Origin of the sequence: Sedimentitalea nanhaiensis DSM 24252 (assembly GCF_000473225.1) — a bacterium.
Lineage (GTDB): Bacteria > Pseudomonadota > Alphaproteobacteria > Rhodobacterales > Rhodobacteraceae > Sedimentitalea > Sedimentitalea nanhaiensis.
Map to the genome: position 1 here is coordinate 1,422,772 of NZ_KI421509.1, position 15,587 is coordinate 1,438,358.

The window sequence follows — 15,587 nt, forward strand, 5'->3', positions numbered from 1 at the left end:
CATGACATTGACCCATTTCGACGCAAAGGGTGACGCCCACATGGTCGATGTATCAGACAAGCCTGCCACCGCACGCGTCGCGGTGGCGCGCGGCCATATCCGCATGGCGCGCGACACGTTGGACATCATCGCACAGGGTCGTGCCAAAAAGGGCGATGTGCTGGGCATTGCGCGGCTGGCCGGAATCATGGGGGCCAAGAAAACGGCCGACCTGGTCCCGCTGTGTCATCCGCTGCCGATCACCAAGGTTGCAATCGACCTGACGCTGGATGCAGACCTGCCCGGTGTGCAGATCGAGGCGACAGTCAAGACCACAGGGCAGACCGGTGTCGAGATGGAAGCCCTGACCGCCGTCTCGACCGCCGCACTGACCGTCTATGACATGGCCAAGGCGGTGGACAGGGCGATGGAAATCGGCGGCATCCGGGTGGTCCTGAAGGATGGCGGAAAATCCGGGCGATATCGGGCATCATGATCACCGTCGCACAGGCCCGCGCCGCCCTGCTTGACCTGGTTGCGCCTCTGCCTGCAGAGGATGTGCAGTTGATCGACGCCGCCGGACGGGTGCTTGCGCGCGAGGTGCGCGCCCGGCGGGATCAGCCCCCCTTTGCCGCCTCGTCCATGGACGGCTACGCAGTGAAATCCGCCGAGGTCGAGCGCCACGCCATGTTCAAGGTGATCGGTGAATCGGCGGCGGGGCATGGTTTTGACGGCACCGTGGGGGCCGGTCAGGCGGTGCGCATCTTTACCGGCGCACCGCTGCCCAAAGGCGCCGATTTTGTCGTCATACAAGAGGACGTGGCCCGCTCGGGCGATCTGATCACCATTGCCGACGCCCCGGGGGCCAAGGACAATATCCGCCCGCTTGGCGCGGATTTCCGGGCTGGCACCGCGATGTCCGCCCCCCGTATCCTGACTCCGCAGGACGTCGCGTTGCTGGCGGCGATGAACCTGCCGCAGGTGCCGGTCTTTCGCAAACCGCAGGTCGCCCTGATGGCCACCGGAGACGAACTGGTGATGCCCGGCGAAGACCCCGGCCCCGACCAGATCATCGCCTCCAACAGTTTCGGTCTGCGGGCGATGTTGCAAGGGTTGGGGGCCACCGTGCGGATGTTGCCGATTGCCCGCGATACCGTGTCTTCGCTGCGCATGGCCTTTGAACTGGCCCAAGGCGCGGATGTGATCGTGACCATTGGCGGCGCCTCGGTGGGCGATCACGATCTGGTCGGTCAGGTCGCGGCAGACCTGGGCATGGATCGGTCTTTCTACAAGGTGGCAATGCGCCCCGGCAAACCGCTGATGGCCGGACGTTTGAACGGTGCGGCCATGGTCGGCCTGCCGGGAAACCCGGTCTCGGCCATGGTATGTGGCCATGTCTTTCTGGCACCGATGATCCGCGCCATGCTGGGTCTGGGCCACGCCATGCCGCCCCTGCGCAAGGCCATCCTGGACGCTGACCTGCCTGCCAATGGTCCGCGCGAGCATTACATGCGCGCCATAGTCGATGGCGACCGGATCAACGCCTTTGACAATCAGGACAGCTCGCTGTTGACGATATTGTCGCAGGCCAACGCGCTGCTGGTGCGCGCCCCCAACGATCCGGCCATCCGTGCGGGGACACAGGTTGACTGTCTGCCCTTTTAGAGAGGCGGCAAAGACGTTGACACAAAACGGGAACATGCCTAGAACAAAGGGAAACCCGCAGGCATGAGGTGAAAGCGATGTTGACCAAGAAGCAGTTGGATTTGCTGGAATTCATCCACAAGCGGGTGCAACGCGACGGGGTCCCACCCAGTTTCGATGAAATGAAAGTGGCGCTGGACCTGCGCAGCAAATCGGGCATCCACCGCTTGATCACAGCCTTGGAAGAGCGTGGCTTTATCCGCCGTCTTGCCCATCGCGCCCGCGCAATCGAAGTGGTCCGGCTGCCAGAGAGCCTGGGCGGCGAGGCCACCGTGGGATTCACCCCGCGTGTAATCGAGGGCGACAAGCCAGACGGCCCGCGTCCAAGCCTGTCCGAACCAGTCGCTGTGAATGCAGTAGAGGTCCCGATGATGGGCCGTATCGCTGCCGGTGTGCCAATCGAAGCCATCAGCCACGTGGAAAACCAGGTCGCGGTGCCCGCACAGATGCTGTCCAGTTCCGGCGAACATTACGCGCTCGAGGTCAAAGGCGATTCGATGATCGACGTCGGCATCAACGACGGAGACGTGGTGGTGATCCGCGAAACCTCGGCGGCGGACGATGGCGACATCGTGGTCGCGCTGGTAGATGGGCACGAGGCAACGTTGAAGCGGTTCCTGCGCAGGGGTAACGCCATCGCGCTTGAAGCGGCAAATCCGGCCTATGAAACCCGGGTGTTCCCCGAGGACAAGGTCAAGGTTCAGGGCAAACTGGTCGGGCTGATCCGAACCTACTGAGCCTGGGCCGCGCGCCAGTCGCGACGCGGTTTCGGCGTGTTCCAGATGCGCTGCCCGGCGCGTTGCTGGGCGGTAACGATACCGCGGTCGGAAATCGCCAGGCTCCCGGTTTTCAACAGGCGCTTAGGGTCATAGACGTCACACGAGCCCTTTAGGGACAGCGCGACCGAAGAGATCACCACCTGGCCCTGCGTGCAATCGGCGATTTGCGCCGCGCCGCCTTTTCCGATCACATGCACGATCTGGGTATCGCCCGCCGCGATCATACGCAGCTTGCCGGTTGCTCCGGGCCAACGCCCGGCGGCCCCTTCCTGGTCGGCTGCATCGCCATCATTTTCCAGCCAGTTCCGTGCCACAAACCCCGCACCGCGCGGTTTGCTCAGCGCCCGACCCTGCCCGGTCATGACCCCGACCAGCCCGCCGGTGTCGGCGACCAGAACCACGGGCCGGTCGGCCTGCGCCCACAGGACAAACGCAAAGGCCGCCGGGATCAGCCCGGCCACCCGTACGCGCCCCTGCCACAGCATCAGCCACAACATTCCCAGCGCCATCAGCGGCAGCACCCAGGGTCCCGGCCCGACAACACGGCCCTGCGCTCCGTCCAACCCGCTGACAAACCGTGCAACCCCCAATATCCAGTTCAACCCCCATCCCATCGGATACAGACCCACAATTTCCAACCCAAACGGGGCCATACACAGGGCCAGAACAGCGGCAGGGATCACAAGGACACCCATCAGCGGCACGGACAGCAGGTTGGCGATCAACCCGTAATGCGACATGGTGTTGAAATGGGCTGCGCCGACCGGTGCGGTGGCCAATCCTGCAATGGCCGACGACAAAACCACGCCCAGCACCGGCTTGGCCCACCCCGGCGCATGGGGCAGATCCGCATCCCGCAACCAACCGAAAAAGGCCACCAGGGCCGTGGTGGCGGCAAAGGACATCTGAAACCCTGGCCCCAGCAAAGATTCGGGCCGCAACACCAGCACGATCAGTGCCGCCATGGCCACCGCCCGCAGCGAGAACGCGCGCCGGTCTACCAGCACCGCCAATAGCACCACGGCAACCATCACAAAGGCCCGTTCCGTCGCGACGTTGCCCCCCGACAAGGCCAGATACCCGGCCGCCGCAACCAATGCCCCGACGGCCGCCATTTTCTTGACCGGCAGGCGCAATGCCAGTGCCGGGATCATCGACAGGGACAGGCGCAGAACCGCAAAGACAAACCCTGCCAACAGCCCCATATGCAATCCCGAAATGGCCAGAAGATGCGCCAGATTACTGGCGCGCAATGCCGCCAGCGCCGCCTGTCCGATGGCGCTGCGGTCGCCGGTCGTGACGGCGGCGGCAAATCCCCCGATATCTCCGGGCAGGGCCGCAAGAACGCGCTGCGAAGCCGCCATGCGGATCGCGAACACACGCAGCCCGGCTTGCCCTTCGCTTGCAGGGACCACCGTCAACACTGGATTACGGGTATAGCCGACCGCGCCCAGCCCCTGGAACCAGGCATGACGGCGAAAATCGAACCCACCGGGTTCGACCGGCCCTTGCGGAGGAGAAAGATGGCCTGTGGTCATGATCCGCTGTCCGGGTTGCAGATCCGCAGGCGGACCATGCAGCGAAATCCGCACCCGATCCGGAAGTTTGCGCGGTCCGACTCGTTCCAACCGCACCTGATCCAGTGTCACCCGCACCGCGTCTGACGCGGAGCGGTCCAGCGCCACCACCCGGCCTTCTACCGGTCCATAATAGCGCCAGTCCAGAACCGGCCCCGTCACGCGATGGGCACGCAAGCCCGCCAACCCGAATCCAGCGGCGGTCAGAGCAAGGGCCCAGCCCAACGTTGCCCAGCCTCCGGGCCAACGCACGGCGGCCCCGATGCAAACCGATCCAAACCCCAAGGTCATCACATAGTCTCGCAATACCGGCTCGATCGGCAGCGAGAAATAGCCGCCGATTCCCAAGGCGAGAAATACGGGGGCCCATGGAAACAGGTGCCCGCGCTGTGCGAGAAACACGCCGTCAACCCAGACCAGCGCCTGCTTCAGAACGCGCATGCTTGCCCCCCGCCGTCCGGCTCGCTAGACAGACGCAGATCCTAGCTCTCCCTTGGTTACCAAAAGGTAAATTGCGCCTCATGCCCGAGACCAGCCCTGCGCCTGTCGTCACCCGTTTCGCCCCCTCTCCCACCGGTTTTCTGCACATCGGCGGTGCCCGCACGGCGTTGTTCAACTGGCTTTACGCGCGCGGTCGCGGCGGCAAGTTCCTGCTGCGCATCGAGGATACGGACCGCGAACGCTCAAGCCCCGAAGCCACTGCCGCAATCCTGCAGGGTCTAGACTGGCTGGGGCTGGATCACGACGGCGACGTCATCAGCCAGTTCGACGGCGCGGCGCGTCATGCCGAGGTGGCCCGTCGACTGTTGGCCGAAGGCAAGGCCTATAAGTGCTTTTCGACCCAGGAGGAAATTGCCGCCTTCCGCGATGCGGCCCGGGCCGAAGGCAAATCCACCCTGTTTCGCAGCCCCTGGCGCGAGGCTGACTCCGCATCTCATACCGATGCCCCTTACGTAGTCCGCATCAAGGCGCCACAAGATGGGGTGACGGTGATCCGCGATCGGGTGCAGGGCGATGTCACCATCGGCAACGACCAACTGGACGACATGGTCCTGCTGCGCGGCGACGGCACCCCGGTCTATATGCTGGCCGTGGTGGTGGACGATCATGATATGGGTGTGACCCATGTCATAAGGGGCGACGACCACCTGAACAACGCCGCGCGCCAGATGATGATCTATGATGCGATGGGCTGGGACGTTCCGGTCTGGGCACATATCCCGCTGATCCACGGCCCGGATGGCAAGAAGCTGTCCAAGCGCCACGGGGCGCTGGGAGCACAGGAATACCAGGCAATGGGCTATCCCGCTGCTGGCATGCGAAACTATCTGGCGCGGCTGGGCTGGAGCCATGGAGACGATGAGTTCTTTACCGACCAACAGGCCCTGGAATGGTTCGACCTGACCGGGATCGGCAAAAGCCCAGCCCGATTTGATCTCAAGAAGCTGGAGAACCTGAGCGGACAGCATATCGCGATCAGCGACGATGCCGCACTGCGGAAAGAAACTGTGGCTTATCTGGCCTCCGCCAACAAAATGGCCCTGACCCCCACTCAGGAAGCCGATTTGGAACGTGCGATGTATTGCCTCAAGGACCGGGCGCGCACCTTTCCGGAATTGCTTGAAAAGGCTCACTTTGTTCTTGCCTCTCGGCCGATCGTTCCGGATGAAAAAGCGGCTAGGGCGCTGTCAACGGTATCCAATGGTATACTGTCCGAATTGACGCCGCAGCTGCAAAATGCTAGCTGGTCCCGAGACGATCTGGAAGGCGTCCTGAATGGCTTTGCCGAATCTCAGGAAACCAAGTTTGGCAAGTTGGCAGGGCCTCTCAGGGCTGCGTTGGCTGGCCGCACTGTAACGCCTTCGGTATTTGACATGATGCTGGTGCTGGGCCGTGAGGAAACAGTGAACCGGCTTAAGGATGCGACCGCCTGATCAGGAGCTATTCCCTTTTCATGCGGCGCGGATACGATTGGGTCTGCGTTTTTGAAATGCAGGCTCTGCCCGCACGGGCCAGGCGATGCCCCGCCCCGTGGTTTCAAGAGGAAGGGACATAGATGACCGACAGCAAGAAATCCGCGACACTGACCATTGGTGAAAACAGCTTTGAGCTGCCAATCCTTTCGCCGACCACCGGCCCCGATGTCGTAGACATTCGAAAGCTCTATGCCAACGCTGGCGTCTTTACCTACGATCCCGGCTTCACCTCGACAGCCAGCTGTGACAGCACCATCACCTTCATCGATGGCGGCAAGGGCGAACTGTTGCATCGGGGCTATCCGATCGATCAGCTGGCCGAAAAATCGCATTACCTCGAAGTCTGCTATCTGCTTTTGTACGGTAATCTGCCCTCTGCCGCCGAGCTGGAGACCTTTGAGACCACGATCACCCGCCACACCATGATCCACGAACAGATGCACAATTTCTTCCGTGGGTTCCGCCGCGATGCGCATCCGATGGCGACTATGGTGGGCGTGGTCGGGGCGATGTCGGCCTTTTATCACGACAGCACCGACATCAGCGACCCGCGTCAACGCGAAATCGCAACCCACCGGTTGATTGCCAAGATGCCGACAATTGCGGCCATGGCCTACAAATATTCTATCGGCCAGCCGTTCGTGTATCCACGCAACGATCTCGATTACGCCAGCAATTTCCTGCACATGTGCTTTTCGGTGCCATCCGAAGAATATCATGTGAACCCGATCCTCGCGCGTGCAATGGATCGTATTTTCACGCTGCATGCCGATCATGAACAGAACGCCTCGACTTCGACAGTCCGGCTGGCGTCCTCATCCGGAGCCAATCCGTTCGCCTGTATCGCCGCAGGCATCGCCTGCCTGTGGGGACCCGCCCATGGCGGCGCGAATCAAGCCTGCCTGGAGATGTTGGCCCAGATCGGTACCGTGGATCACATTCCCGAATTCATCTCCCGTGCCAAAGACAAGGACGACCCATTCCGTCTGATGGGCTTTGGCCACCGTGTCTACAAGAACTTCGATCCCCGCGCCAAGGTAATGAAACAGTCCGCTGACGAGGTTCTCGATCTTCTTGGCATCGAAGACAACCCCAAGCTGCAGGTCGCCAAGGAACTGGAAAAACAGGCGTTGGAAGATCCCTATTTCGCGGAAAAGAAACTGTTCCCTAACGTCGATTTCTATTCGGGTATCATCCTCGAGGCCATGGGTTTCCCAACCTCGATGTTCACCCCGATCTTTGCGCTTTCGCGCACTGTCGGTTGGGTCAGCCAATGGAAAGAAATGATCGCGGATCCGCAGAACAAGATCGGTCGCCCACGCCAGTTGTATCTGGGTGACACTTCCCGCGATTACGTCGACATCGAAAACCGCTGAACGGAAAATTGCGACAAAAAGGCCCCCGGTGCCCGGCACTCGGGGGCTTTTGCGATCGGGCGGGGCGCTCAAAGGCCAGCTTTTGCGAGAGACGCCCCCCCCAACGGCGCGTTGGTAATCAACCTTTCCGCAGCCCGACTGTTCCAGTAGATGCCCTGCGGTTCGATATGCCGCCTCACGGCCCTTGCGATCTGTCGCCGGCTGGCGCTCGTGTCAGCGGCCTTCGAACTTCGCCGGGCGTTTCTCCATGAAAGCCAGAACGCCTTCGCGAAAATCCCGCGACTTACCGCATTTTCCCTGCAGATGCGCCTCGGAATTCAGTTGCTCCGCCAATGGATTGTCAAAGCTATTGCGAATGGCTGTCTTGACCGCCGCATAGGCCATCGTCGGACCTGCTGCCAGATGCGCCGCGCGCTTGCGCCAATGCGCGTCAAAGGCCTCATCCCCAACCGCTTCCCAGATCAGCCCCCAGGAATCGGCTTGCCGCGCGCTGATCTTATCCGCAAACAAGGCCGCGCCCATGGCCTTGGCCAGCCCCATCTGGCGCGGCATGAACCAGGTGCCACCGGCATCCGGTATCAACCCGATCCGGGTAAAGGCTTGCAGAAAATAGGCGCTCTCGGTCGCAATCACCACATCCGCGCTCAGGGCAAGGTTTGCGCCTGCACCGGCCGCCGGACCGTTGACCGCCGCGATGGTCGGCACCGGGCAATCGTAAATCGCTTCCAGCATCGGGGCGTATTCGTCGCGCAGGGTCCGTTCCAGATCGACCTGGGTGGGATCGCTGCGGTCGCCCAGATCCTGGCCGGTGCAAAATGCTCGACCCGCCCCCGTGAGCACAATCACGCGGGCCTGTTTTGCCAGGTTGCGCATCGCATAGTCGATTTCGGCACGCATCTGGGTGGTCAGCGCGTTCATCTTGTCCGGACGGTTCAGTGTCAGAATGCCCAGCCCGTCGGTGATCTCAACCGTGATTGTCTGATAGTCCATTGCGCCCTCGTGTCTGTGATCGACGCCACCCTGCCCCAGGCAAGGGTCCGGTAAAAGCGAAACCATGCGTCACTCGTCCAGAATTTGGCGCAAGCGCTCCTGTTCCGCGGCATTCAGTGTGGCCTCGTGCGATTTCGGCGCTCTCTCGCGTCCCCGCAGATAGCCGAGCCCAGCGCCTCCGGCCAGCAACAGCATCAACGGCCCGGCTGCCCATAACAGCCAGTTCGAGCCATCGGTTGTGGGCCGCAAGAGCACATATTCACCATACCGGTCGACGATAAAGGCAATGGCCGCTTCGTCGCTGTCCCCCGCCACCAGACGCTCGCGCAGCAACAGGCGCAGGTCACGCGCCAGGTCGGCATTGCTTTCGTCGATGCTCTCGTTGCGACAGACCAGACAGCGCAACTCCTTGCTCAACTCGCGCGCGCGCGTTTCAAGCACCGGATCGTCCAGCACTTCGTCTGGCTGCACCGCCCAGACCGGGTTGGCGACAATCAGACCGGCGAGCGCAACCGTATAGATTAGGCCCATCGCCAGAACCAACCGTTTCATTCCGCCGCAACCTGCTGCGCCGCCACACGGCGCGCGCCGGCTGCAACCCGAAAGCGACGATCGGACAGGCTGAGCGCCCCGCCAAGGGCCATCAACAGACACCCTCCCCAGATCCAGTTCGTCAACGGCTTGACATAGGTGCGCATGGTCCAGCCGCCATCGGCCTGCCGATCCCCCAGCACCACGTACACATCGCGCAGGAACCGGTAGTCGATTGCCGCCTCGGTGGTTGGCATCCGCGCCACCGGGTACTGCCGCTTCTCGGGCCGCATCTGCGCGATTTCGCGCCCGTCCTTTGCGAGCGTCACCGCTCCGGCCGTCACAAAGTAATTTGGCCCTTCTTCCTGCACCACGTCCTGCAATGTCAGGGTATAGGCCCCGACATCAAATGGCTCACCCATCTGCACGACGCGAATATCTTCCTGCTGCCACGCCGTCAGCCCGGCAATCGCGAACATGGTGATGCCCAATCCGGCATGGGCGCAGGCCTTGCCCCAATCCGCGCGCGGCAGACGCAACAAACGTCCCAACCGGCCGCCGCTCCGCCCGGTGCGCGACCACAGGTCCACTAGCGCGCCAAACACCATCCACGACCCCAACATCAGACCGACAGGCCCCAACATGCTGCGACCGGTCTGCATGGCCCAGGCCATCCCTCCCAGCGCCACCGCCAGAACAAAGGCATATCGCAATGACCAAATTGCCCGCCCCAACCGGCCGCGCTTCCACGGCAGCATGGCGCCCACCGGCATGATCAATCCCAGACCCACCATAAATGGCGTGAAGGCCATGTTGAAAAACGGGGGGCCGACACTCAGCTTGCGATCGAAAAACATCTCGGCGATCAGCGGCCACATGGTTCCGGTGAACACCACAAAACAGGCTACTGCGAGCAGGATATTGTTGGTCACCACCGCGCTTTCCCGACTGATCATGCCAAACACGCCCTTGGCCTCCATCGCCCCTGCCCGCATCGCAAACAGCGTCAAAGCTCCGCCGGTAAAGACCGCCAGGATGATCAGGATGAAGATCCCGCGCTCGGGATCGTTGGCAAAGGCATGCACGCTGGTCAAAAGCCCCGAACGCACGATGAATGTACCGATCAGTGAGAACCCGAAAGCCAGGATCGCCAACAGGATGGTCCAGCTTTTCAGCGCCTCGCGCTTTTCCACCACGATGGCCGAATGCAGCAGGGCGGCAGCCAGCAGCCAAGGCATGAAAGACGCGTTCTCGACCGGGTCCCAGAACCAGAACCCGCCCCAACCCAATTCGTAATAGGCCCACCAGGACCCCAGCGCGATACCGATGGTCAGAAAAATCCAGGCCGCCAACGTCCAGGGCCGCACCCAACGTCCCCAGGCGGCATCGATCCGCCCTTCGATCAGGGCCGCCACGGCAAAGGAAAACGCCATGCTAAGCCCAACATAACCCAGATACAGAAACGGCGGGTGAAAGGCCAAACCCGGATCCTGCAACAGCGGGTTAAGATCCTGCCCATCGAACGGCGGCACCGCCAGCCGCAGGAAAGGGTTGGACGTAAACAGGATAAAGGCGAAAAAGGCCACCGCGATCGCGGACTGAACGCTCAGCACCCGGGCCTTCAAGGTCGGTGGCAATCCGCCCCCGAACCAGGCGGCCATGGCACCAAACAGCGTGACGATCAGCACCCACAACAGCATCGAACCTTCGTGATTGCCCCAGGTTCCGCTGATCTTGTACAGCATGGGCTTGGCAGAGTGGCTGTTGAGAACCACGAGCCGCAAGCTGAAATCCGACGTAATAAACGCCCAGGCCAGCGCGCCAAATGCAAAGGCCGTCAAAAGAAACTGGGCATTGGCGGCCGGTTCTGCGACCGCCATCCACCCGGGCCAGCGTTTATGGGCACCGATCAGCGGCACAACCATCTGCACGACAGCAACCATGAAGGCGAGGATAAGGGCGAAGTGGCCAAGTTCTGTAATCATGGCTCTTGGTATACGCCCGCGACCGGGCGTGGCCAATGGCTTTTGCACGCAATCCCGGTTCACATTGTCGCAATCGCGCTCAGGTGCTCCGCGACGATTTCCAATCCTCCAGCGCCGGATTGTCCTCGGGATGCAGAACCGCAACACTCAACTGCGCATCCGGACCGGGATTGGCCGCACCTGGACTGTCTGCGCGCAAGGCATCCAACGTCCGGATGTTCTCGACCACCTGTGGCACACGGGCCATTGTGGTCGCAACCTCTCGCTGAAAGCTCTGGGCCTTAAGCTGATGGCGCGCACCGAAATAGAACGAAACAATCACCCCCAGCAACCACCACAGCGGCTCCGGTACCAGCGCAATCCCCTGCATCCGCGCGGCGAACCACAGCGGATCGACCATCGCCGACACGAACAACCCCAGCGTTCCCAACGCCAGCGCCGGCCGCGGCAGCCGATTGACGCCGTCCATGAAGCGATCGAATACCCCGTGCCGGGCAAGCGCGAATTCCGCGCCAAATTGCTGCATCGCCTGCCCCTGCACCGCTTGCGCCCGTTTGGCGCCGGCCTCGGCATTTTCGGTAAACACTTCTGCAGTTTCACGAATCACGTTGCGCCCGCTGCCAAACATCAAAGTCAGAAATCCCTGGATCAACCCCATGCCGCTATCCTTTGTTGAAACTGTTCCTGTGTCAGATGGTACTTTGACGACAGGAATTCCTCGGCGCGCTTGATCCAGCCGCCCTTGCCACCCTTGGTCGTGCGGGCGTACTTGCGGCTGGCGACCCGGCCATCGGCGATCCGGAAATAATAGTTCCGCCGCGCCACCCCATAGGCATCCCGCAACGCCAGCGCATCCGGGACCGCCGCATCCCTGGACGCCTTGAGGGTCTGCGGCCCGATTGCCCCGTCCACCGACACCGCATAGCCCATGTCGCGCAACATCCGTTGCAGGATTTTCACCGCATTCCCCCCTGCGTTGACATACATGTCAAACAGGCTCGCCTGCAGGGCCACCGGCATCTCGGCGATCCGGGGTCGTTCAAAATAATGCCGGATAAAAATGTCCACGGCCTGTTCACGGCTCAACGCCCGCACATCCGCGACGCCGACGATCCCGTCGCCTGTCAGGTCCAGCCCCAACCGGCGCATGGTGTGAATGGTCACACCGAATTTTGTCGCCCCGCCGGGATCGTCGGGGTCATTCACATACCCGCCTTCACGGGCCACGATCTCTTCTGCAATCTGACGTACGGTCTGCATGCCTGCCTCCCAATTCACGTTGGGAAGGCTGCGCTCAATTGGTTAATGACGCCACACCAGACCGTTCGCCACACATACCGACCGCGCAGAACGACGGCGCGGCGATCACAGGGTCAGCTGCCGTTGGGATCTTTGTACACCCCTTGTTCCTTTAACGCGTCAACGACTTCGGACGGCATATAGGTCTCATCGTGTTTCGCAAGTATTTCAGAGGCTTGGAATACACCGTTCACGTATCGGCCAGTCCCGACCATACCCTGGTTTTCCGCGAAAAGGTCAGGCAGAACGCCGGAAAAGGTCACCGGAACGGATGCGCCGCCATCTGTGACGACAAAGCGGATGGTCTCGCCCTGGCCGCGCTGGATGCTGCCCGCCTCAACCAGCCCGCCAATCCGAAACACCTCGCCCGGCGCTGGCGGTTCGGCCACAATCTGGCTGGGGGCGCGAAAGAAGTTGATTCCATCGCGCATCGCGTACCCGATCAGTCCGGTGGCCAGCGCCAGCGCCAGCGCCGCGACCACGACCACCTGAACCCGTCGTTGTTTTTTCAGGCTCTTCATTGCTCACCTCATGGGAACAGGGGGGCCATCATCAGCCCCGCAACCTCTTTTTCACCTAGCATCAGATTGGCATTCTGCAAGGCCTGCCCGCTGCTGCCCTTTGTCAGGTTATCCAATGCTGCAATCACGATCGTGCGGCCATCGATGCGATCTGACGCCACACCGATATGCACAAAATTCGATCCGCGCACATGGTGCGTGCTCGGCGCTTCGCCAAGGGGCAACAGTTGGATGAACGGTTCGTCCGCATAGGCGGCTTGAAAGGTGTCGTGAATCGCCTGCGCCTCGCCCCTGACATAGACCGTGGCCAGAATGCCCCGATTGGCCGGGATCAAATGAGGCGTGAACTGCACCTTGACCGGCCGCCCGGCCAGAGCGCTGAACTCTTGATCGAACTCGCCCAGATGGCGATGGGTTCCGCCGATGGCATAGGCGTTGTACCCCTCGCTCAGTTCGGCGTGCAGCAGGTTCTCCTTCAGGCTGCGCCCGGCCCCGGAGACCGCGCATTTCAGATCCAGTATGATATCGTCCAGATCGATAACGCCGGCCGAGATCAGCGGGCGCAGAGCAAATTGTCCCGTCGCGGCATTACAGCCGGTGCCCGCAACCAGCCGCGCCAGGCGGATCTCTTCGCGGTAAAACTCGGTCAGCCCATAGACAGCCTCGCCTTGTATTTCCAACGCCGCATGGGCGTTGCCATACCACTTTTCGTATTCCGCCGGATCGCGCAGCCGGAAATCCGCACTTAGATCGACGATTTTCAGATCTTCGGGCAGATCGCGGATCACCTCTTGGCTGGTTTTGTGCGGCAGGGCACAGAAACACAGGTCCACATCCGAGAAATCGATCTCTTCGATCCGGCACAACGCCGGCAGGTCCATATGGCGCAGATGCGGAAAGACCTGCGCCATCTTCATGCCGGCCTTGCGTTCGCCCGACAGGGCGACAATCTGCATATTGGGATGCCCGGCAATCAACCGGATCAGTTCGGCGCCGGTATATCCGCTGGCACCCAGAATTACAATTTTGTGGGTCATGTCAGACCTTTATTCCTGAAGTCTTACGTCAATGCCGCAATCTTCCGCAGCCCTCATAGCGGCGGAATGCCCGCCCGCGCCTTGACCGAAGTCAGGCGGCTTGAAAAGTGATCTGTCGTCGCAAGAACTGCGTCGCCCGATCACTGACCCGTTGCGCATCGCCCGTGGTCAGATACCCCGACGCCCCCGCGCCCAGCATGTCGGGATGCCGCTCCAGGTAGTCGGCCAGGCTTTCGGCCACCAGTCTGGCCTGGCTAAAGACTTGCACATCCGCCCCCAGCGCGTCCTGAAAGGTCTGTTCCATCAACGGATAGTGGGTACATCCCAGGATGGCTGCCTGCGGCTGCGGCATCTTGCGTTTCAGCGCCTCTACATGGCTGCGCACCAGCGCCTCGGCGAGGATCATGTCACCGTCCTCGATGGCATCCACCACGCCACCGCAGGCTTGCGCCTCGACATCGACACCGATCGCGCGAAAGGCCAGTTCGCGCTGAAAGGCGCGGCTGGCGACGGTCGCCGGAGTGGCAAACAGGGCAACGTGCTTTACCGCCACTTCGCGCGGCGGCGAGTTGTCGCCCCATTGCCGTTCGGTCAGCGCCTCGATCAGCGGTACGAACACGCCCAACACCCGCTTGCCCCTGGGCAAACCGCCCTCCTGCATCCGTCGCAGGGCCGCCGCACTTGCGGTGTTACATGCGAGAATCACCAGATCGCAGCCACCGTCCCACAACCGTTGAACCGCCCTGCCGGTCAGATCGAACACATCGTCCGCATCTCGCACACCATAGGGCGCATGGGCGCTGTCGCCCAGATACAGAAAATCCACGTCGGGCAACCGCTGCCGCGCCGCCTCAAGAACGGTCAGACCGCCCAACCCGGAATCAAAAATACCAACCGCCATGGTTCATCAGGCCTTGTCTCAGGCGCGATGCCTGTCCTCGAACTCGAACCCGTAGTCATAGGACTTCAACGGCTTCGGAGACAGCTCATACGTGGCTTTTCGCAGGAAATCCATCATCGCTTTGGAATTGCCTGCCATCGGGTCCAGAATGTCGCGGCCAATCGGCTTTCCGATGACCACATCGACCGGCGTATCGACACGTTTGCTGAATTCCTTGATCAGCAACCCCATACGCAACGTGCTGTGAAGATGGCTGGCAATCTGAAAAAGCCGCGAGGTGTGACCGTCGAAAAACACCGGCACAACCGTGGCCCTGGACTTCGCAACCATGCGGGCGGTAAAGCTGCGCCAACCCGGGTCCATCGGGTGGGAAAAAGGCGTGGCTGCGGTGCTGACCGTGCCGCCGGGAAAGATGCCGATGGCGCCACCGGCCCCGAGATAATCCAAAGCGTCCTTGCGACTCTGCAGGTTCATCTGCACCGCAGCCCTGGTTTCATCAAACGAGATCGGAAGTATGATCTTGTTCAGATCTTCCGCCTTGTGAAAAATCCGGTGCGCCAGGATACGGAAATCGCCCCGCGCCTGGGACAGGATATGCCCCATCATCAGCCCGTCCAGAATGCCGTAAGGATGGTTGGCGATCAGGATCAATGGCCCGGTGCGCGGGATGTCACGCAATGCGCCGCCGGTGACATTCAATGACACCCCATACCGCTGAACCATGACCGACCAGAAATCGCGCCCCCCGGCGACATCGTTCTCATATCCGCTGGCCCGCCGGATCAACCGCACCCGCCCGGTGGTGTTCTCCAACAGCCGAATCATGGCGCGCCCGCCCCTGGTGCGGGCAGAATACGCATAGCTGATATCGCGCGCGCCATATCGGTTCCGGTTGCCAGCCATCAATCCCTCGCGGTTCACGGACCCAGAAT

Annotated in this window: 15 protein-coding genes; 5 read left to right on the top strand and 10 right to left on the bottom strand. The window is 61.7% G+C overall.

The window, feature by feature from the left end; translation table 11 throughout:
* Nucleotide 1: 1 nt before the first annotated feature.
* From moaC to lexA, 3 genes are all read left to right on the top strand, one after another.
* Nucleotides 2–475 (top strand): cyclic pyranopterin monophosphate synthase MoaC, encoded by a 474-nt coding sequence (gene moaC / locus NANH_RS0108695; RefSeq protein ID WP_027261680.1) that lies wholly within the window; start codon nt 2–4, stop codon nt 473–475.
* Nucleotides 472–1,644 (top strand): molybdopterin molybdotransferase MoeA, encoded by a 1,173-nt coding sequence (locus tag NANH_RS0108700; protein ID WP_027261681.1) that lies wholly within the window; start codon nt 472–474, stop codon nt 1,642–1,644. The genes moaC and NANH_RS0108700 overlap by 4 nt, the downstream gene beginning before the upstream one ends.
* A 77-nt stretch (nt 1,645–1,721) precedes the next feature.
* Complete coding sequence (gene lexA / locus NANH_RS0108705) at nt 1,722–2,420, top strand: transcriptional repressor LexA (protein WP_027261682.1); 699 nt, start codon at nt 1,722–1,724, stop codon at nt 2,418–2,420.
* Here the strand turns inward: lexA and NANH_RS0108710 are convergent.
* The gene (locus NANH_RS0108710) at nt 2,414–4,480 is read right to left on the bottom strand and encodes a ComEC/Rec2 family competence protein (RefSeq protein ID WP_027261683.1); all 2,067 of its coding nucleotides are present in this window, start codon (nt 4,478–4,480) and stop codon (nt 2,414–2,416) included. The genes lexA and NANH_RS0108710 overlap by 7 nt on opposite strands.
* A gap of 80 nt (nt 4,481–4,560) precedes the next feature.
* Here NANH_RS0108710 and gltX point away from each other — a divergent pair, with 80 nt between their 5' ends.
* Nucleotides 4,561–5,973 (top strand): glutamate--tRNA ligase, encoded by a 1,413-nt coding sequence (gene gltX, locus NANH_RS0108715; protein ID WP_036049602.1) that lies wholly within the window; start codon nt 4,561–4,563, stop codon nt 5,971–5,973.
* 122 nt (nt 5,974–6,095) lie between these two features.
* Nucleotides 6,096–7,391 (top strand): citrate synthase, encoded by a 1,296-nt coding sequence (locus NANH_RS0108720; protein WP_027261685.1) that lies wholly within the window; start codon nt 6,096–6,098, stop codon nt 7,389–7,391.
* A 213-nt stretch (nt 7,392–7,604) separates the two neighbouring features.
* On the opposite strand, the gene NANH_RS0108725 is transcribed toward NANH_RS0108720, so the two are convergent.
* The 9 genes from NANH_RS0108725 to NANH_RS0108765 form a co-directional block, all read right to left on the bottom strand.
* Entirely contained in the window at nt 7,605–8,381 is a 777-nt protein-coding gene (locus NANH_RS0108725; protein WP_027261686.1) for an enoyl-CoA hydratase-related protein, read from the bottom strand.
* Between the two features lie 69 nt (nt 8,382–8,450).
* Nucleotides 8,451–8,933 carry a cytochrome c-type biogenesis protein gene (locus NANH_RS0108730; RefSeq protein ID WP_027261687.1) on the bottom strand — a complete coding sequence of 161 codons (483 nt, stop codon included), beginning with the start codon at nt 8,931–8,933 and terminating at the stop codon, nt 8,451–8,453.
* Nucleotides 8,930–10,897, bottom strand: a complete 1,968-nt coding sequence (locus tag NANH_RS0108735; protein ID WP_027261688.1) for a heme lyase CcmF/NrfE family subunit — start codon at nt 10,895–10,897, stop codon at nt 8,930–8,932. Before NANH_RS0108735 ends, NANH_RS0108730 begins: the two co-directional genes overlap by 4 nt.
* A gap of 79 nt (nt 10,898–10,976) precedes the next feature.
* Entirely contained in the window at nt 10,977–11,555 is a 579-nt protein-coding gene (locus NANH_RS0108740) for a holin family protein (RefSeq protein ID WP_027261689.1), read from the bottom strand.
* Nucleotides 11,546–12,157 carry a holin-associated N-acetylmuramidase gene (locus tag NANH_RS0108745; RefSeq protein ID WP_027261690.1) on the bottom strand — a complete coding sequence of 204 codons (612 nt, stop codon included), beginning with the start codon at nt 12,155–12,157 and terminating at the stop codon, nt 11,546–11,548. The genes NANH_RS0108740 and NANH_RS0108745 overlap by 10 nt, the downstream gene beginning before the upstream one ends.
* A 113-nt stretch (nt 12,158–12,270) precedes the next feature.
* Entirely contained in the window at nt 12,271–12,717 is a 447-nt protein-coding gene (gene ccmE, locus NANH_RS0108750) for a cytochrome c maturation protein CcmE (RefSeq protein WP_027261691.1), read from the bottom strand.
* Between the two features lie 8 nt (nt 12,718–12,725).
* On the bottom strand, nt 12,726–13,754 hold the full coding sequence (gene argC, locus NANH_RS0108755; RefSeq protein WP_027261692.1) for an N-acetyl-gamma-glutamyl-phosphate reductase: 1,029 nt from the start codon (nt 13,752–13,754) through the stop codon (nt 12,726–12,728).
* A 91-nt stretch (nt 13,755–13,845) separates the two neighbouring features.
* On the bottom strand, nt 13,846–14,655 hold the full coding sequence (locus tag NANH_RS0108760) for a glutamate racemase (RefSeq protein ID WP_027261693.1): 810 nt from the start codon (nt 14,653–14,655) through the stop codon (nt 13,846–13,848).
* A gap of 18 nt (nt 14,656–14,673) precedes the next feature.
* Entirely contained in the window at nt 14,674–15,558 is an 885-nt protein-coding gene (locus NANH_RS0108765) for a lysophospholipid acyltransferase family protein (protein WP_036050634.1), read from the bottom strand.
* Nucleotides 15,559–15,587 lie beyond the last annotated feature (29 nt).